The following is a 17,155-nucleotide window of genomic DNA, read 5'->3' as shown; positions in this document are numbered from 1 at the left end:
GCCCACACCCGGCGCGTCCCCCAGGTCCGTTTCCCCCCCCCGCGTCCAGTCGGAAACGGGCTCTGGCTCGCCAGGCCTTCTGTCAATCGTGAGGGACCACCGCGACCGGTGTGGCGGCGTGGTGCAGCACCGCGTGGGCGACTGGGCCGATCGCAGCGCCGATCGGCGTCCGGCGCCGGCGGCGGCCGACCACGACCAGGGACGCGTCGCGCGAGGTCTCCACGAGGTGCGAGCCCGCCTTGCCGATCACGGCCTGCTCTGTGACTTCGACGCCGGGGAACTTGTCCCGCCAGGGATCCAGCGCCTCGGACAGGGCATGGTGCATCTCCCCGGTGAGTTCGGCGTGCAGTTCGACATTGAGGTCGCCGCCATTGTCGGAGTAGGGCAGTTCCGGGCTCCGGCCGTGGACGACGCGCAGCCTCGCAGCGCGCTGAGAGGCGGCATCGAAAGCGAATCCGATCACGGTGTCGTTCGGAGCCGCAGAGTTGAGGCCCAGGACGACGTCGCGGAACGGCGTGGCCTCGGCCCCGAAGGCACCAGACTGGTGTTCGTCCTCGGGGCGCAGGCCGCCCGGCACGAGGACGACAGGCCGTCGGCTGTCGGCCACGACCGCCAAGGCGACGGACCCGACCAGGAAACCGGCTACGCCGCCCAGGCCGCGAGAGCCCAACGCCAACAGGTCGGCCTCCCCAGCCGCGCCCAGCAAGGCGGGCACGGGTTCTTCAGTAGCACGTTGGGTGGTGATCCGCAGGCCCGGGTGGCGTCGCGCGATCGTCGCTTCGGCTTCGCGAAGCATGCGGTCCGCCCAGCGACTCTGCGCGTCCGGGCTCAGGGACGGCTGGGGTGCCCCGTCCGGGGGCGCGTACATGTACGGAGTCCGCCCAAGGGCGTGGACCAGGCGCAGCGGGACGTCGCGGAGCAGGGCTTCCCTGGCTGCCCAGTCGGCGGCGGTCAGGCTCTCCGGGGACCCGTCCAGGCCTGCGGTGATGGTGCGGGGCATCTCGGCCTCCTTCAAAGTCACGGATTCAGTCTCGAGGCCGGGTACTTGGGGCAGGAGAGGCCACTGGTCCCTGTGCGGAGGCCGGGTGACCCACACGCGGGTGAACGTGCGGCGGTGATCGGCCGGCTCACAACGCCCGCAGCCCGTGCTCCCGGAACTGCTCACGCACGCGTTCCGTGAGTTCTGGATCGGGCACGGGCGTGTCGCGCAGCGGGAAGTCGATCCCGAGGGCGTCGTACTTGTGGGCGCCTAGTTTATGGAACGGCAGGACGTCCACCCGGTCGACGTTGCTCAGCCCGGCCAGGAACGCGCCGAGGCCGTCAACGGCAGATGGATCGTCGGTCCAGCCGGGGACAAGGACGTAGCGGATGTACACGGGGACACCCAGCCGGTCCAGACGGGTGGCGAAGCTGAGCGTGGGGGCCAGACGGCCACCGGTGAGCTCGCGGTAGGTGGTGGCGTTGAACGACTTGATGTCCAACAGCACCAGATCGGTGTCCGCGAGGAGTTCCTCGGAGGCGCGTACGCCGAGGAAGCCGGAGGTGTCCAGCGCCGTGTGCAGCCCGGCCTCCTTGCAGCGGTGCAGGAGGGAGCCGGTGAAGGCCGGCTGGAGCAGCGGCTCCCCGCCCGTGATCGTGACCCCGCCCCCGGCCGCGGTCAGGAAGCCCCGGTACTTCTCGATCTCCTCCATCACCTCGTCGACCGAGGTCTCCCGCCCGTCGCGCATGTGCCAGGTGTCCGGATTGGCGCAGTACATGCAGCGCAGCGGGCAGCCGCTGACGAACAGGACGAACCGGGTCCCGGGACCGTCCACGCCCGTGGACAGGTCCCATGAGTGCACCCGGCCCGTGAGCCGTCCCTCCGCCGGGACCGCCTGCCGTGCCGCTGAGGTCGCTGTGGTGTTCACAGCGACCCGTGGAAGGTGCGGCTGATCACGTCGAGTTGCTGCTCGCGCGTGAGGCGGACGAAGTTGACGGCGTACCCGGAGACCCGGATCGTCAGCTCCGGGTACTTCTCGGGGTGTTCCATGGCGTCCTCGAGCGTCGCCCGGTTCAGGACGTTGACGTTCATGTGGAAGCCACCGAAGGTCATGTACCCGTCGAGGATGCCGACCAGGTTGCCGGCACGCTCCGTGGGATTGTGGCCGAGCCCCTCGGGCGTGATGGTCGTGGTCAGGGAGATGCCGTCGCGGGCCTGCTCGTACGGCAGCTTCGCCACCGACAGGGCCGATGCGACGACTCCGTGCCGGTCCCGGCCGTTCATCGGGTTGGCGCCGGGTGCGAAGGGCTGTCCGGCGCGGCGGCCGTCGGGGGTGTTGCCGGTGTGCTTGCCGTAGACCACGTTGGAGGTGATCGTCAGGACCGACTGGGTGTGCTCGGCGTCCCGGTAGGTGGGGTGCTTGCGCACCTTGTCCATGAAGGACTCCACCAGGTCGACCGCGAGGCGGTCGGCGCGGTCGTCGTTGTTGCCGTAGGCCGGGAACTCTCCCTCGATCTGATAGTCCACGGCGAGCCCGGTCTCGTCCCGGATCACCTTCACCCGGCCGTACTTGACGGCCGACAGGCTGTCGACGGCCACCGAAAGCCCCGCAATGCCGCAGGCCATGAAACGGTGCACGGGGTGGTCGTGCAGGGCCATCTCGATGCGTTCGTAGGCGTACTTGTCGTGCATGTAGTGGATGACGTTGAGCGCGTCGACGTACGTCTCGGCCAGCCAGTCCAGCATCCGGTCGTAGGCAGCCGACAGCTCCTCGTAGTCCAGGTACTCCCCCGTCAGGGCAGGCATCTTGGGGGCGACCTGCTCGCCGGTCATCTCGTCCCGGCCACCGTTGATCGCGTACAGCAGGGCCTTGGCGAGGTTGACGCGGGCGCCGAAGAACTGCATCTGCTTGCCGACGGCCATCGCGGACACGCAGCAGGCGATGGCGGTGTCGTCGCCGGTGCGCGGGCGCATCAGATCGTCGGACTCGTACTGGATGGAGCTGGTGTCGATGGACACCTGGGCGCAGAACCGCTTGAACCCTTCCGGCAGCCGCGGCGACCAGAGCACGGTCAGGTTCGGCTCCGGTGCGGGCCCGAGGTTGTACAGGGTCTGCAGGAAGCGGAAGGAGGTGCGAGTGACCAGCGGTCGGCCGTCGGCACCGACGCCACCGATGGACTCCGTCACCCAGGTCGGGTCGCCGGAGAACAGCGCGTCGTACTCGGGGGTGCGCAGGAAGCGCACGATGCGGAGCTTGATGACGAAGTCGTCGATCAGCTCCTGGGCGCGGGACTCGTCGATGCGGCCCTCGTTCAGGTCGCGCTGGAGATAGATGTCCAGGAACGTCGAGGTGCGGCCGAGCGACATCGCGGCGCCGTTCTGCTCCTTCACCGCGGCCAGGAAGCCGAGGTAGAGCCACTGCACGGCCTCGTGGGCGGTGGTGGCGGGGCGGGTGACGTCGCAGCCGTACGAGGCCGCCATCCGCGCCAGCTCAACCAACGCGCGGATCTGCTCGGCCAGTTCCTCACGGTCGCGGATGACGTCCGGGGTGGAGGGCTGCGCGTCCAGCAGGGCGCGCTCTGCGCGCTTGGCCTCGATCAGCCGGTAGGTTCCGTACAGCGCGACGCGCCGGTAGTCGCCGATGATCCGGCCGCGGCCGTAGGCGTCGGGCAGCCCGGTGATGATCCCGGCCTTGCGGGCGGCCCGCATGTCTGGGGTGTAGGCGTCGAAGACGCCGTCGTTGTGGGTCTTGCGGTAGGTGCCGAAGACCTTGGTCACGAACGGGTCGGGCTCGCAGCCGTACGCCTTCAGGCCGTTCTCGACCATGCGCAGGCCGCCGTTCGGCATGATCGCACGCTTCAGCGGGGCGTCGGTCTGCAGTCCGACGATCAGCTCACGCTCCCGGTCGATGTGGCCGGGGGCGTGCGAGGTGATCGTGGAAGGCGTGGCGGTGTCCACGTCGAGGATGCCCTTGCGCCGCTCCTCGGGGAACAGGGCACTGACCTTGTGCCAGACGGCGAGCGTTCGCTCGGTCGGACCGGTCAGGAACTCCGGGCCGCCTTCGAACGGCGTGTAGTTGGCCTGGATGAAGTCGCGTACGTCGATCCGGTCGCGCCAGCGCCGCCCGGCGAAGCCACGCCAGGCCTCGGCGGGAGCGTCCATGTCTGGACGGGTTGCCACGGTCATCACTGCCTCCGCATCGTTCGCGACACCACACACGGACGGTTCCGTGGGCGGCTCCGCTGACGATGCTCCTCGCGTGCCCTTGCACGGGGCAGGGCCTGCGGGAACCCGTTGCCTCGCCGTCCGGCCCCGCACCGTTGGGCCGTTCGGGCCGCGCCGCGGGCGCAGGTGCCCAGCGGTCAGGCGGAGAGGTGCAGGCCGTACATCGTGCGGCCCCCGACGAGTTCACGCCCGGTGATCAGTTCCGGCTCGATGCGCACGAAGACCTCCTCGGGCGAGGGAGCCCAGGAGAGCGGGCCCATCCGCTCCAGGCGTGCCGCCTCGGCCGGATCCGTGACGATCTCGGCGCGGCCGGTGACGACGACGCTCCAGCCGGAGTGTGTGTCCACGTCGACCGCGTCCGCCTCAAAGGCGACGACGGCGCCGTCGACCGCGCGGGCCAGCTCGGAGGCCGCAGAGGTGCGCAGCAGCACCGTTCCGTCGGCGTCCAGGCCGAAGTTGACCGGCACGACCGCGGGCAGCGCCTGGCGCGTGTGGACGATCCGGCCGATGGGAGCCGTCGCCAGCAGGCGCAGGCACTCGTGACGACCGAGTTCGCGGAAACCATCGTTCGGGTTCATGAGCCAGCCCGTCTTTCGCCCGGTGGAGGGGATCACGTTCCATGCTGAGCCCGCCGGCGGCCTCAGGTGAGGGCCACGGGTCCCGCCGTGACCGGAGAGCGGCCCGAGCAAACGTGGCGGCGAAGGGGGGCCGGACGGCCCTTCCGGCGCGCCCATCGGCCCGGGTTTCCTCTGCCCATGGTCGAAACCCTCATCACGTCCGCACCCCGCCACACCAAGCGTGCCCTCGGCGGGACGACCGTCGTGGAGCTGCGCGGTGAGATCGACATCCTCACGGCACCGGCCCTTGGGGCGCGCCTGGACGAGCTGACGGCGGCCGTTCTCCCCGACCTCGTGGTGGACCTTCGCGCCGTGTCCTTCATCGACTGCGCCGGACTGGGGGTGCTGTGCCGGGCGCGGAACAGGATCAGGGAACGGCACGGCCGGCTGCGTCTCGTCACTGACAGCAGCCAATTCCTTCGAGTACTGAGTGGCGCGGGACTGGATGGCGTGTTCGAGATCGACGAGCACCTGCCCGAAGCCTTGGCTGCTGTGCCCGGCGGGATCCTCACTGCCGCAGCGGGCTGACAAGACCGTAGGCGATCAACCCGCAAACCACACGGGGATGAAGGTCCAGCACCAGGCATCGGGGTGGCCGTGGCTCCAGGACCAGGGCTACTCGGGCGGCCCGGTCGTCGAGCGTCATCACACCTGATCCGGTGCGGTTCGCGGAGTGGCCGGGCCCTCTGGGCCGTACCCGAGGCGAATCAGCATCTGCGCATGCCCGGGGAGGTCCGGCACGGGACTCAGGTCGCGGCGCAGGTCTGGCCACTCCATCGGCTGATGGAGCAGGGAGGCACGCACACCGTGCGCCGTGGCCACCAATAGCACGTGCTCCAGCGCCTGTCCGGCGCGCAGCCAGTCGCTGCGCCGGTCGTGCGCGGTCGTCAGCACGGCTACCACGGGCACGGGCTCGAAGGGCTGGGCGGGGAGCCGCTCAGGTTGCCGTTGTGCGGTGAAGTCACGCATGGGCAGCAGCTCGTGCGCATCCTGCGGTCCCAGTGCCACTTGCGGTATGCCGACTGCGCTGGAGTCGTCCGGATCCCGGTGCACCCATCGGCGGCTCTCCACGGCCCGGTCGGGGTCGGTTCGGTTGCGGTGCTCGGCCGCCATGGCCACGCGCAACAGTCGTGCCGTCTCGGCGGCCCCAGGGAAGCTCAGTGAGGCGCCTTCCGTTTGAGCGGCTTCGGCGAGTTCAGCTCGAACGTTCGGCGGAAGCGGCCTGCCGGAGAAGGGGAATCTGCTGCTGTGCCTGCGCCAGACCATCGGGTAGAGATCGGGGCGGTGCCCCGCAGTGTGCCGCTGGCCCGTTCCGGACAGCCGAAGGGTGGCCAGCACGCTCGGATCCTCGGGATCCGGCAGCAGGCGTACGACGGGCGCCCAGCCGAAGTGGGCCGCAGCGACGCGGAGGTTGAAGACCGCGGCACCGACAGACAGATGCAACGCCCGGCCGACAGGATCCGCGTGGCGCAAGCCACGCTCGGGTACGGCGCGCACCTCCAGCGCGACGGTCTCCGGATCGAGCCGGAAGCGCCAAGGCTGGGTGTTGTAGATCGAGGGCGCGGCCACGGCGGCCGAGATGCAGGCTTCCAGGGTCGCAGCGTCGAGGGGCGCGGTTCGCATGATGGCCTCCTCCCGTATGAAGTCGGACAGATACGGGTGTCCTACGAGCGTGAGAGCACCACGGCAGAACGGTGAGAGGCCGATGGTCCTCTTGCCAGGACCGTTCAGGGCACACCGACCGCTGCGCACAGGCACAGAAAGACAGCGTGTCAACGACCCGTGCGTGTGCTGGGCCGAACGGCCCAGCACCAGCCCGGGCTTGGCCCGATCGGCCCTCCGTTTCCGCCTGATCGGCCCATGTCACGGCAGGGCTTCGGCTGTCACCTTCGTGTGCATGATGACGAGGAGGTGCGGAAAGATGCGCAAGGACAAGCCCGCGAACAGGAAGCGCAGGCGAACGAGGGTGCCGCTGTGGCGATGGCGGAGTAACCCGATCCGGCGACGCGACGACGTCCTCGAGGCATGGCTCCTGCTGGTCATCTGGGTGCTTATCGCTGTGGGTGGCACGGCCGCCGGTGTGGTGACGTCCCATGCAGCCGACCAGGTCTTCGCCCAGCAGCGGGCCGAACGGATCCCCGTTCCCGCCGTTCTCCTCGATGATGTCCCGCGCACCGCGACCTCGGAGATGGGCAGAGACCTGGCCTCGGCAAGGGTCGGCTGGACGAAGTCGGACGGCTCCACGCACAGCGGCATGACGCTGGTAACAACCGGGAAGAAGGCCGGCTCCACGGTCAGGATCTGGATAGACGCCCAAGGGAAGCTGAGTACACAGCCGCCGACGCCCACCAAGTCGGCCGCCGAGGCGGGCCTCTTTGGAGCCTCCGCCGCCCTCGCCCTGAGCGGCGTGGTGTTCGGGATCGGGAGCGTCGGCCGGTGGTGGCTCAACCGGCGGCGCATCGAGCAGTGGGACAGGGAGTGGACCCTGGTCGGGCCGCAGTGGGGGCACAAGACCGGCTGACCTTCGAGGTCCATGCAGGGATCACATCCACAGGGCTGCGCTTGCCGAATACCTCATCCAGGCTGGTCAGGCCGCATGGGTGTACTCGTGGAGGGTACCGCCAAGTCGCGTGCGTCTGCGTATGTCAAGACGCCCGAACGTGCCCGGATCCTCGATCGGAGCGGGTAGCGGATAGAGAGGGCCGGCGTTCGCTATGCCCTGGTGCGGCCTGTGCTCGTTGCAGAAGGACTCGAACTCGCGCAGGGCGTGTAGCAGGTGGCGCTGGTCCCAGATCAGCGTGCGGTCCAGCAGCTCTCGTCGACAGGTCTGCACCCACCTCTCCATGATGGAGTTCATCCCCGGCATCCGAACGCCGCTGAGCACCACCTCGATGCCCGCGTCCTCGAGGACCGCGTCGAACAAGGCGGGGAACTTCCCGTCCCTGTCCCGAAGCCCAGGATCCAGACAAACCGCCATCAAGCGCGACAAGAACCTCCGAACTATCGCAGAACACCCACTCACAGCCGTGACGGCTCGCCGCGATCCTCCGGCCGGCGCGCGCGGACACCGCTTCGCTCGATCTGTTGTGTCCAGCCGCGACGTGGCGGACGTTGCGCTGGTACAGCAGAAGCGCTGCCCCGGGCTCTACTTGGTGATCTTCCAGAGGGTCAGTGTGGTGGCGTAGTCGGGCATGTCACTGGACAGGCCCTTCTTTGTGTCTGGCAGGACACCGGTGATCCGCAGCATCGCCAGATTGTTGTCGCTGGTGATGGTGCACAGCACCATGCCCTTGGCCAAGGTTTTCCCCTGGTTCAGGTCGTCGGCGGGAATCGAGGCCGGCAGGGTGTCGGTGTCCGCGCCAGTGCTGCATGCCTCAGGCGTGGTGCCGGTGCTCCTGCCCATGGGGGTGAGGAAGCGCAGGTCGGAGTCGCCCCAGTCCTGGTAGGTGAGCTCCATGCCGTTGTCCTGGCCGATCTCACCATCGGGGAAGAGTTTCGGCGCGTCCAGGTCCACGTGCGTGCCGGAGTTATAGGCCGGTGCGCGCAGGGTCAGGGGCTTGTCCTTGAAGACGAGCGTGTACGCGGCCGACGAGGGTGAGGGTGAGGAGGTCGGGGTGGAGGTGCCGGTGTGCTTGCCGTCCGCCCGGGTGTCGTCGGCTCTGCCCGTGCCGCCGTGGGGGCTCACGATCGCCCAGGTCACGGCCGCGGCAAGGGTCACGGCGAGCGCACTGGCGGCGGCGAGCAGCACAGGGCGGGTGCGCTTGGCAGGCGCAGGAGAGGGCGTGGCCGTCGTCGACGGTGGATGAGCCGGGCCAGGTGGAGGGGTGCGGGGCGGCGGCGGGGCCGACACGGTCGGCTGCCCGGCCAGGTGCGCGTCGGCGTCTGGCTGAGTGGGCGTGGCCATTGGAGTCGGCGTGGAAATCCGCGGGGGCGTGGGCTCCGGGGGCTGCGCGGCAGCCGCCTCCCGGCTCGCGATCCGCTCCATGAGCGGTGCTGGCAGCCAGCCGTCGAACGTGCGCAGCGGCCGCCCCGCCGCCCGCTCGCATAGCTCCGCGAGTTCGTCCGTCGTGACGCGGGCCGTCGGATCGGCGGTGAGGCAGCGTTCCAGCAGCGTCCGCAGCGGCGCCGGGTAGCCGCTCAGATCCGGCGGTGTCCGCTCCGTGTTGGCGATGCGTACGCCGAGGGCGGTCGCGCCGCCCTCGCCGTAGGGATGCCGTCCGGTCGCCGCGACCGCCGCGATCAAGCCGAGCGAGAACACATCGGTGGCCGCGGTGACAGGCTCGCCCAGCACATGTTCTGGCGACATGTATTGCGGGGTGCCGATGACTCCGCCGCTGCGGGTGAGCTGCGTGGCGTCGGCCGCCTGTGCGATGCCGAAGTCGATGACGTACGGGCCGGTCGAACCAAGCAGGATGTTGGCGGGCTTCAGATCGCGGTGGACGACCTCTGCCGCGTGGATGGAGCCGAGGGCCCGGGCCGTGCAGCCGACCAGCTGGAAGACTGCGCGCAGGGGCAGCGGCCCGTACGCGGTAAGGGCGTCGGCGAGTGAGAGGCCAGGCACAAACGCCGAGGCGATCCAGGGAAGCGCGCCGGCGGTGTCGTGATCGACGACCGGTACGAGGTGATAGCCCTGCACCCGACGGGCGGCCCGCACCTCCTGCTCGAAACGGCGCCGAAAGTCCGGGTCCTGGCCGTACTCGCGGCGGATCACCTTGAAGGCGACGGGCTGCCCGCCTCGCGTATGCGAGAGGTACACGGTGCCCATGCCGCCCTCGCCGAGCCGGGCCAGTAGCCGGTAGCCGGCTGTCTCGCGCGGATCGAGAGGGTCGAGCGGGGCCAGTATGTCGTCGATGCCGTTCGTCACGACAGCCCAGCCTATGTCACGTGACGATGCGTCAAGCCGCGGAAAGCCGTACGCTCCTGTGCCAGCCGCAATCGGCGACACGAGATCAGGGCCGCGGCGAACGCAAGGGTGAGGAACAGCGTCGCCATCGCCTCCAACGAATCGTTCGGCTGGACCAAGACCATCACCGACCCCCGACTCTGCGCCGCCATCGTCGACCGCCTCACCTTCGGCGGCAACATCATCGAAACCGGGACGGACTCCTACTGAACCGTTCCGGGTTCGATCGAGTCCCTACCGAACCCGGAACGGTTCAGATGCCTCGTTCGATCGAGTCCATGAGGCGTTGTCCGGCTTCGTGGGCTTGTACGGGAAGCAGCCCGCGCAGGGGGCCGTCGATGAGGAGTACGGCCAAGCCGTGCACGGCGGACCAGACGAAGTATTCGGCGCCGGGGCGGCGGTCGGGGGGCAGGGCGCCGCTCTTGACGAGGTCGTCAAGGGCAGCACCCAGCAGCAGGAACGCGGTCAAGCCGCCAGGACCGTCGGCGGATGCGCTCTCGGTGTCGGCCATGTCGGAGGTGGAGAACGCGGCGCGGAACAGCCCCGGTTCGGCCTGGGCAAAACGCAGGTAGCTGGTGGCTAGGGCGCGGATGCCGGCGCGGGCGGACTCGACCGGGTCGTCGGCCGACGGCAGAGCCGCCAGCTCCGTCTCCATGGCGGCGGCCAGTTGGGCGAGCGCGGCCTGGCGGACGGCGCACAGAAGGGCACTGATCGCGACCGCGCTCAACCTCACCGGCCTGTGGGGCGCGCTGCACCAACTGTTCGGCACGGCACCCATCACGGTGCCATACGCAGTGATCACCGGCATTACCGCCATGTCCACGCTGCTCGCCGTGGCCGGAACCGTGCTGCCCCGTCAGCGCGGCACTGCGCGCCAGGACGGTGCAGCTCGTCGGCACCCGCGAATAGCACACAGAACCGTAGCCGCAACAGACCCGCGCGGTCTGGTGCCGCTCCCTGCCCGCAGCACCAAGCTGTGCCGCCGGGTGGCCGACTGGGCCGAGGCCAGCAACATCGAAAACGCCCTCGACGGCACCGAGGGCGAGGCGAACGTCGCCCCATGCAGCACTAGTTACCGCTGGGGCGCATGTCGTCGTCGTACACGGTGTGGTAGTCCGGGGTGACGACCCGCGTTGCCGGAGACACCTGCTCGACCTGGCCGAGAAACGCGTCCAGGTCCATCGCAGGGTCACGCACCGGGGAACCGGTCAGCGGCACCTCGAAGTTGTCCCAGTGGGCTGGGACGACGACGCCTGGAGTGCCCAGCGCGCGCAGCAACCGGGGCACGTAGCGGTGGGTGGCGGTGCTGGAGGGCACGGCGATCATCGCGAGGTCGGGACGCAGGCCCCGTACCGCACGCTCGGAGAAGTCGCTGGCTCCCATCAGGAACGCCGATGGGCCGCTGTCCCCAGCCATCACCTGGAAGGCGAGGGTGTCGCCCTCCGGCAGGTCCGAGATGGTGCTCGGGACCGTTGCGGGTGGGGCGTTCAGCGTGCCGGGGGCGAAGTAGGCGCACTTCTTGTTGCGGCTGTGCAGGCTCGGCACGACCTCGACGGTGATCCCGCCGAAGTCCAGCACCTCGCCGCCCCGCACCACGGAGATCTGGCCCGGGTCGACCCCCAGGGCGACCAGGAGATGGTACGTGGTCTCGGTGCCGACGACACGGGCGCCGGTGGTCCTGGCGATGTGGGGCACGTCGGCGAGGTGGTCCCAGTGGGAGTGGCTCACCAGGACGAGTTCGGGGCGGTCGATGTGCGCGTCCACGATCGTGGGCCGGGTCTCCAGTCGGGTCCGCGGGTCAAAGGCGCCGTCGAACAGGCCTGTGGTGAAGCGGGTGAGGTACGGATCGAAGAGTACGGTCCGGTCGCCGACATCGATGCGCCAGCCGGCGGTGCCGAGCCAGCGGAACGATACGGAACCGGCGAATCCGCGACTGCCTCGGCCGCGGCCCGCGGTCGCGGACGCCGTGGCGGCCGTGGCCGGGATCAGGGGGGATGCTGCGCCGAGCGCGGCGCCGCGCAGCACCGTACGACGGTCGAACCCGCGGCTGGAGGGTGCTTCGGATCTGTCCGTGACATGTGGCTCCTGAGTCATGGCGTCAGGAGATCAGGGCGCGAACTCCCGTGTCCAAGAGCAGAATCCCGCCCTCCCGATACGCGAACGCATATGTGATCTGGTCACCGGCCGCCGCCGCGGAGGAAGCCCACCGCGATTCCGGCGGCGGTGCCTATCGCGGCATCCACTGTGGGGCGGGAGGCGGTCAGGTCGTGCGTGCGGGCGAAGACAGCGATCGCGTAGCACTCGCCGTCCGGGTAGCGGGCGACGCCCGCCTCCATGTGCAGACCCGGCAGGGTTCCGGTCTTGGCCGCCACCGTGACGTCGTCCGGGAAGCCCGACACCAGTCGGTGGCGGAAGACCTGGCGGCTCATCAAGTCGCGTACGAGCGCGCAGGCTTCCGGTGGCCCGGCGGCATCGTTCCAGATGAGCCGGAGCAGCCGCGTGATCTCGCGGGGTGTGCTCGCCGTGGTGTGGCGGGGATCCAGTATGGCCAGCCGTCTCTTACGGTCGTCCGGCAGGGCCGGGTAGCGGACGGCGAACTCTCTCTCGTCGCGCGCCCCGACCTCCGCGAGCATCGACTCCAGCAGGTCTCGCGGGCCGCCCACGATCCGGGTCCGGTCCAGTCCGAGTTCCTTCGCGAGCAGTCGTACGGTGTCCAGGCCGACGCGGGCCAGCAGCAGGTCGGCCGCCGAGTTGTCGCTGACCGACATCGTGAAGTAGGCCAGGTCGCGCAGCGACAGCTCGACGTCGTCCAGACAGCCGGCGGTTCCCCAGCCGCCGAACCGGTCGGCAGCGGTCACCCGCACCCGCTCCCGGGGGTCGAGCTGGCCGCCAACGACCTGCCGGGCGAACTCCAGCACCAGCAGCACCTTGAAGATCGAGGCGATCACGACGGGGGCGTCGGAGCCCACGGCGACTTCACGGGGACACGGCTCCGCGCCGTCCTCACCAGCGACCGTCGAGCGCACGTGAACGGGCATCGCGTGCAGCTGCCCTTCGGCACGCGCCTCGGCGAAAACCTGTCGGATCCGTTCCTCGATCACAGCTTCGTCCCCCTGGCCGTCGGTTCTTCCTGACCATCGGTTCGTCGGCCCCTGACCAATTGGTCCTTCCCCCTCTCCGCGACCCTCACGTACAGTCGTTGATCGTGGATCTCTTGCGCCACCTGCGTCTTTTCGTCACCGTAGCCGACGAGCTGCACTTCAGCCGGGCCGCCGAACGGCTGGGCATGGCGCAGCCACCACTCAGCCAGGCGATCCGCAGGCTGGAGAAAGAGCTCGGTGCCGAGCTGTTCGACCGATCGCAGCGCGGCGTCCGGTTGAGCGCCGCCGGGGCGGCGCTGCTGGACGAGGCCCACGAACTTCTCGCCCGGGAGGAAAGGTTGCGCACGCTGGCCCGCCGCGCCGCCGGCGGTGGCCTCGGCACGCTTCGCGCGGGCGTACCGCCCGACACCACGGCCGCCGTGCTGTCCGCGCTTCTCTCCGCCTGCGCGGAGCGCTCTCCGGGGCTGTCCGTCGACCTGCAGGAGGTCACCAGCGAGGAGCAGATGCGGCTGCTCTCCTCCGGCGGCCTGGACGTCGGACTCGTGCACCATCCCGTCGACGCCACCGAAATGCAGCTGGGCCCCGAGATCTCACTCGACCTGGGCGTCGTCCTGCCTCGGACCTCGCCGCTGGCCCGGCTGCCGGAGGTGGCGCTCGGCGAGCTCTCCGGCCATGACCTGGTGCTCTTCCCGCGGGCACACGCACCCGGCCGGTACGACCGGATCCTCGACGTGTGCCGCGCCGAAGGCTTCGTCCCCGGCCGCCTCCGACACGCCTCCAACCCGGAGTTCCTGCTCGCCCTGGTGACGGCAGGTCACGGAGTCGCCTTCGACCAGGGGCCGGTGGCCCGCAAAGAGCCCCGCGTCGCCTGGCGGCCGCTGGCGGACCGCCCCCTGACCCTGCGTATCAGCGGTGCCTGGCTCACCGGCCGCGGAGCCCACCCGGCCGCCCGCCGCTTCGCGGAACTCGCGGCCGACGTCTTGGCCCGCGACCACACCGCAACCCCACGGCGCGAGGGCGTCCCCTGCCCGCCGGACGATTCCCCGCGCCCGTGGTCGGTGGTCTACGGCTAGGTTCGAGCCCTGTTGCTCGTGCGCACGCCGTTCCACCGCTCCCGGAGCTTGAGTATCCGTACTCAGGACGCCGCGCGCCCACTGGCAGACGCTTGGTCCATGACGACGACACCTCCACGTTACGGGGAGAAACAAAACCCTTGGCACGTGGCAGCGGACATGCTGCTCGCCGTGGACGCCGTGGCATCCCTCATCGCGTCATACAAGGGCATGGACGCCGCCGGGTACGCATTCTTCGACACCGGAGCCGACCACTCGACCGTCAGCATGACCAGGCCTGCCGTGTACGTCGCCGTGGTGGGAGTCCTCGTCCTGGCCGTAGCGCTGCTGGCCTACGAGGGCCAGGCATTCGTCACCATGTGCGCCCAGACCCTGGCCGGCCTCGCCCTCGTCCTCATCTCGGGAATCGCCCTGGCCAACCAGTACCACGAGGACCACCCTCCCACTCCTGAGTCCGGCTACAGCGGACCGCAGTCGCAGTGCCGGTCCGGCGGCGGCAACAGCGAGTGCCACGGATCCTGATGAACCTCCGGGCCTCGTCGACGACGTACCGCCCCTCGACCGCCGGGTGATCAGCGTGGACGAGTTGGCCTGCTGACCGATCTCAGCGAAATCTGACTGACCAGCGATGCGAGCTGAAATGATGCACAAGATCCACACGTCCGCGAGAATCGGAGGTCGAAGGTGCTGCCCGCTGTGAGCGGCCGCGATGCGTTCGCTGCGCTGGTTATCAGAACGGACTACAGCGACGACACAGCCTGGCAGGCTGTTCGCGCTGAGTTGCTCCAGCCGTGGGGCGATGGCGACTACGAGCCTGTCGTCCACATCGTCGATGATCCAACCTGGGCCGAGGCCGCGGCCGACGACGTGATCTCAGTCGTATCCGCGGACGAGGATCTGAGCGTCGTCTTCCTGGCAGACCGCGCCACGATGCTCTCCCGCCCCCGCGCACTGCTGGCAGTGGCCGTCCTGACCAGGGAGGAGTGCGCAAGCGATGAGGAGTTTGATGTCTACGGCGGAGCGGTCCGTACTGTCCCGGCCGGCGTCCACGACATCTATGCGAATCTGGCGATTGCCAACCTGGACTTCGCAGACGTCTTGGAGGCTGCCCGGAGCACCCCTGAAGGAGTCTTCCGATCCTTCTAGTGGCTCGTCAGGACCTTCGGTTCAGCGCGGGCGTTGCGCCAGCGGACGTAGGCGCCGATGCCGGCGTTCTGCTCGGCGTGGCTGCCGTGGTCGGTACCGTGGCGCGCAAAGTAACGCAGGGCCGCGAAACCGGACTCGATCCCGTTCGGCGGCGGCCAGGGCTGCGGCGACACAGCCGCTGGAGGTTCTCTCGGCCACCCGATCATCGCAGTACCGCGTTCCCCAAGGCGCACGAGTATCCGTACTCAGCCGCCGCAGAACGTCGACCTGATCGACTTCACGATACGGGCGGCCTGGTTGTCCGTCGTGCGGAAAGGCTCGGCCGTGACCTTGCGTACCTCGTCCTCGGTCCGGCCATCCTTGATGGCCAGGCAGACGCGCCGGGCATTGCAGACGACCGCTTCCGCGTCGGTGACAAGTGCCGGGTTCAACCTCCTCAGGTCACTCAGCAACAGCTTTTGCTGGCCGACCTCCGGTGACGGGATGACGTGTGCCGGGCCGCCGGTCACCACCTTGGCCCCGTTCTCCGAGTCCGAGGCTTCGCCGTCGGCACCGCATGCCGTCAGCGCGACAGTGACCCTAACTGCCATGGCCAGTAATGCAGTTGTGGCCCACTACATATCTCTCCCCGCCCTGTGCGACACCGGGTGCTGAGGATAGCCCCGGGCCGTCAGAGGGCGCGCAGCGCGTCGACGGCGATACGGGCGGCCCTACAGATGGCGGCGTCGACGGCAGGGAGCGTGGCGGCCGTGTTGGCGGTTCGGGTGAAGACGGCGACGGCGTAGCGGCCGCCGTCGGGGTATTCGACCACGCCGACCTCGTTACGCAGCGTTGGCATGGTGCCGGTCTCGCTGGCGACGTGAACGTCGTCGAAGGGGAAGCCGGACGCCAGGCGGTGCGCCAAGACCTGCAGGCCCAGGAGGCGGTGGACGGATGCGCCGTGTTCGGGCGTGCAGGCTTCGTCGCGCCAGACCGCGCCAGGCAGCCGGGTCATGTCGCGCGGGCCGAAGGCGAAGGCTCCGGCGGACAGGACCAGGCCTGGGTGGAGACCGGCCGCGTCTTCACCCAGGAGCGCGTCAAGATACTCCACCCCGCCAACGTGACACGGTGGTACGCCGAGCTGTATGAGGAGACCGGTCTCCCGCCGGTCCGGTTCCACGACCTGCGCCACGGTGCCGCATTGCTGGCCCACGCGGCTGGAGTCGACCTGAAGGACATCCAGGCCGGTCGGCGCAGCGCGACCATCAACTCCAGGTCGGTGACGGCCGGGGTGCCGCGTGGCGTCGTCTTCCTCTGGTTGTGCCGTGCCGAGTACTGGGCAAGCCCGGCTGGGGAAGCCTCCGCTATTTGCTGGTTCGGTAGGCGGTGGCGTAGACGCCCGCCCAGCGGCCCCACACCAGAAGACGACCAGCAGGGCCACCAGCAGGGCACGGTCCTACCCGGTCGGCTTCAGGACGTGACCGCAGACGGTGCAGGCCAAGCCCAGGACCAGGAGGGTCCAGGAGTAGGTGAGCAGGCTCGCGGCCTGGAGCAGGAGACCCAGCCCCCACAGTCGGGGGTTGCGCACGATGCGGCGCAGCGGCCGACCGGGCACACGGTTGCGGGTGAAGGCATAAATGCCCAACGAGCCTACGCACACCGAGGCGATGACAACCAGGCCCAGGCTGAACAGGAGTAGTGAACCGAATCCCATGACACCCTCCCGCCCAGGTGGTCCGACACAGGACACTACGCCTTGCCAGGCATTGCTTGTCTGCCGGGTCAGCATCCAGCACTCCTGCGGGGCGTGGGGTCGCGACCGAGACCCGATCGCGATCCCACTGCGCTGTCCGAGCCACAGCCTCCGTTCCGGAAACGGCCTACTAGGGCCTGTGTGATGTTGATCAGTCAGGTGCCTTCAGGAGGTCGCTGATCCAGATCATCGAGGCACGAAGGTGGAGGCCGGCGAGGTAGCTCTCGGGCGTCTTGTCGCATCGAGTCGCGAGGCCCCGCCAGGCCTTCAGCTTGTTGATCAGCCGCTCGACGGTGTTCCGCTCCTTGTAGAGGTCGGCGTCGTGGCGTGTAGGGCGGCCGCCCCGGCTGCCTTTCTTCTTCCGGTTGGCGGCCTGGTC

17 protein-coding genes and 3 pseudogenes are annotated in these 17,155 nt (G+C 69.3%); 6 read left to right on the top strand and 14 right to left on the bottom strand.

All coding sequences use genetic code 11. The features are described 5' to 3' along the window. Window positions 1–82: 82 nt before the first annotated feature. The 4 genes from ACWGKT_RS46660 to ACWGKT_RS46645 form a co-directional block, all read right to left on the bottom strand. Entirely contained in the window at window positions 83–1,000 is a 918-nt protein-coding gene (locus tag ACWGKT_RS46660) for a universal stress protein (RefSeq protein WP_453278530.1), read from the bottom strand. A gap of 127 nt (window positions 1,001–1,127) precedes the next feature. Continuing rightward, window positions 1,128–1,907: a pyruvate formate-lyase-activating protein gene (gene pflA, locus ACWGKT_RS46655; protein ID WP_453278529.1), complete on the bottom strand. Its 780-nt coding sequence runs from the start codon at window positions 1,905–1,907 to the stop codon at window positions 1,128–1,130. After that, window positions 1,904–4,165 (bottom strand): formate C-acetyltransferase, encoded by a 2,262-nt coding sequence (gene pflB / locus ACWGKT_RS46650; RefSeq protein ID WP_453278528.1) that lies wholly within the window; start codon window positions 4,163–4,165, stop codon window positions 1,904–1,906. The genes pflA and pflB overlap by 4 nt, the downstream gene beginning before the upstream one ends. Window positions 4,166–4,341: 176 nt before the next feature. Beyond that, complete coding sequence (locus ACWGKT_RS46645) at window positions 4,342–4,782, bottom strand: pyridoxamine 5'-phosphate oxidase family protein (RefSeq protein WP_453278527.1); 441 nt, start codon at window positions 4,780–4,782, stop codon at window positions 4,342–4,344. A 177-nt stretch (window positions 4,783–4,959) separates the two neighbouring features. Between ACWGKT_RS46645 and ACWGKT_RS46640 the strand changes: the two genes are divergently transcribed. Continuing rightward, window positions 4,960–5,349, top strand: coding sequence for an STAS domain-containing protein (locus tag ACWGKT_RS46640; protein WP_453278526.1), 390 nt, complete (start codon window positions 4,960–4,962; stop codon window positions 5,347–5,349). Between the two features lie 117 nt (window positions 5,350–5,466). Here the strand turns inward: ACWGKT_RS46640 and ACWGKT_RS46635 are convergent, their stop codons facing one another. Further along, window positions 5,467–6,444, bottom strand: coding sequence for an Acg family FMN-binding oxidoreductase (locus tag ACWGKT_RS46635; RefSeq protein ID WP_453278525.1), 978 nt, complete (start codon window positions 6,442–6,444; stop codon window positions 5,467–5,469). Between the two features lie 298 nt (window positions 6,445–6,742). On the opposite strand from ACWGKT_RS46635, the gene ACWGKT_RS46630 reads away from it, so the two are divergent. Beyond that, window positions 6,743–7,342 (top strand): Rv1733c family protein, encoded by a 600-nt coding sequence (locus ACWGKT_RS46630; RefSeq protein WP_453278524.1) that lies wholly within the window; start codon window positions 6,743–6,745, stop codon window positions 7,340–7,342. A 66-nt stretch (window positions 7,343–7,408) separates the two neighbouring features. Here ACWGKT_RS46630 and ACWGKT_RS46625 read toward each other — a convergent pair whose 3' ends face one another. After that, window positions 7,409–7,744 (bottom strand): integrase core domain-containing protein, encoded by a 336-nt coding sequence (locus tag ACWGKT_RS46625; protein ID WP_453278523.1) that lies wholly within the window; start codon window positions 7,742–7,744, stop codon window positions 7,409–7,411. A 222-nt stretch (window positions 7,745–7,966) separates the two neighbouring features. Next, on the bottom strand, window positions 7,967–9,685 hold the full coding sequence (locus tag ACWGKT_RS46620; RefSeq protein ID WP_453278522.1) for a protein kinase domain-containing protein: 1,719 nt from the start codon (window positions 9,683–9,685) through the stop codon (window positions 7,967–7,969). 111 nt (window positions 9,686–9,796) lie between these two features. On the opposite strand from ACWGKT_RS46620, the pseudogene ACWGKT_RS46615 reads away from it, so the two are divergent. Further along, window positions 9,797–9,934, top strand: a pseudogene (locus ACWGKT_RS46615) (ATP-binding protein); the annotation flags it as partial. Window positions 9,935–9,977: 43 nt separating this feature from the next. Here the strand turns inward: ACWGKT_RS46615 and ACWGKT_RS46610 are convergent. From ACWGKT_RS46610 to ACWGKT_RS46600, 3 genes are all read right to left on the bottom strand, one after another. Further along, on the bottom strand, window positions 9,978–10,451 hold the full coding sequence (locus ACWGKT_RS46610) for a TetR-like C-terminal domain-containing protein (RefSeq protein ID WP_453278521.1): 474 nt from the start codon (window positions 10,449–10,451) through the stop codon (window positions 9,978–9,980). A 341-nt stretch (window positions 10,452–10,792) separates the two neighbouring features. Continuing rightward, window positions 10,793–11,818: an MBL fold metallo-hydrolase gene (locus tag ACWGKT_RS46605; protein WP_453278520.1), complete on the bottom strand. Its 1,026-nt coding sequence runs from the start codon at window positions 11,816–11,818 to the stop codon at window positions 10,793–10,795. Window positions 11,819–11,901: 83 nt separating this feature from the next. Next, window positions 11,902–12,825 carry a serine hydrolase gene (locus ACWGKT_RS46600; protein ID WP_453278519.1) on the bottom strand — a complete coding sequence of 308 codons (924 nt, stop codon included), beginning with the start codon at window positions 12,823–12,825 and terminating at the stop codon, window positions 11,902–11,904. A 104-nt stretch (window positions 12,826–12,929) separates the two neighbouring features. On the opposite strand from ACWGKT_RS46600, the gene ACWGKT_RS46595 reads away from it, so the two are divergent. From ACWGKT_RS46595 to ACWGKT_RS46585, 3 genes are all read left to right on the top strand, one after another. Then, the gene (locus tag ACWGKT_RS46595; RefSeq protein ID WP_453278518.1) at window positions 12,930–13,898 is read left to right on the top strand and encodes a LysR family transcriptional regulator; all 969 of its coding nucleotides are present in this window, start codon (window positions 12,930–12,932) and stop codon (window positions 13,896–13,898) included. A gap of 147 nt (window positions 13,899–14,045) precedes the next feature. After that, the gene (locus ACWGKT_RS46590; RefSeq protein ID WP_453278517.1) at window positions 14,046–14,420 is read left to right on the top strand and encodes a DUF6234 family protein; all 375 of its coding nucleotides are present in this window, start codon (window positions 14,046–14,048) and stop codon (window positions 14,418–14,420) included. A 174-nt stretch (window positions 14,421–14,594) separates the two neighbouring features. Continuing rightward, on the top strand, window positions 14,595–15,044 hold the full coding sequence (locus ACWGKT_RS46585) for a DUF6924 domain-containing protein (RefSeq protein ID WP_453278516.1): 450 nt from the start codon (window positions 14,595–14,597) through the stop codon (window positions 15,042–15,044). 245 nt (window positions 15,045–15,289) lie between these two features. Here the strand turns inward: ACWGKT_RS46585 and ACWGKT_RS46580 are convergent, their stop codons facing one another. The 4 genes and pseudogenes from ACWGKT_RS46580 to ACWGKT_RS46565 form a co-directional block, all read right to left on the bottom strand. Continuing rightward, window positions 15,290–15,553, bottom strand: coding sequence for a hypothetical protein (locus ACWGKT_RS46580; protein ID WP_453278515.1), 264 nt, complete (start codon window positions 15,551–15,553; stop codon window positions 15,290–15,292). Between the two features lie 161 nt (window positions 15,554–15,714). Beyond that, window positions 15,715–16,047 (bottom strand): annotated as a pseudogene (locus ACWGKT_RS46575) (serine hydrolase); the annotation flags it as partial. A gap of 432 nt (window positions 16,048–16,479) precedes the next feature. Further along, a complete protein-coding gene (locus ACWGKT_RS46570; protein WP_453278514.1) occupies window positions 16,480–16,737 on the bottom strand; it encodes a hypothetical protein in 258 nt (85 codons plus the stop codon). Between the two features lie 190 nt (window positions 16,738–16,927). Next, window positions 16,928–17,155 (bottom strand): annotated as a pseudogene (locus ACWGKT_RS46565) (IS5/IS1182 family transposase); the annotation flags it as partial.

This window comes from Streptomyces sp. NPDC054794 (assembly GCF_053611585.1).
The sequence above is the reverse complement of the archived record's forward strand: the minus strand, read 5'-3'. Positions and strand labels throughout refer to the sequence as shown.

What these genes read in the sequence shown, in the direction of transcription:
- ACWGKT_RS46640 (WP_453278526.1), top strand. Translation starts at nt 4,960, where the DNA reads ATGGTCGAAACCCTCATCACGTCCGCACCCCGCCACACCAAGCGTGCC.
- ACWGKT_RS46570 (WP_453278514.1), bottom strand. Translation starts at nt 16,737, where the DNA reads ATGGGATTCGGTTCACTACTCCTGTTCAGCCTGGGCCTGGTTGTCATC.
- ACWGKT_RS46630 (WP_453278524.1), top strand. Translation starts at nt 6,743, where the DNA reads ATGCGCAAGGACAAGCCCGCGAACAGGAAGCGCAGGCGAACGAGGGTG.
- pflB (WP_453278528.1), bottom strand. Translation starts at nt 4,165, where the DNA reads ATGACCGTGGCAACCCGTCCAGACATGGACGCTCCCGCCGAGGCCTGG.
- ACWGKT_RS46660 (WP_453278530.1), bottom strand. Translation starts at nt 1,000, where the DNA reads ATGCCCCGCACCATCACCGCAGGCCTGGACGGGTCCCCGGAGAGCCTG.
- ACWGKT_RS46605 (WP_453278520.1), bottom strand. Translation starts at nt 11,818, where the DNA reads ATGACTCAGGAGCCACATGTCACGGACAGATCCGAAGCACCCTCCAGC.
- ACWGKT_RS46645 (WP_453278527.1), bottom strand. Translation starts at nt 4,782, where the DNA reads ATGAACCCGAACGATGGTTTCCGCGAACTCGGTCGTCACGAGTGCCTG.
- ACWGKT_RS46635 (WP_453278525.1), bottom strand. Translation starts at nt 6,444, where the DNA reads ATGCGAACCGCGCCCCTCGACGCTGCGACCCTGGAAGCCTGCATCTCG.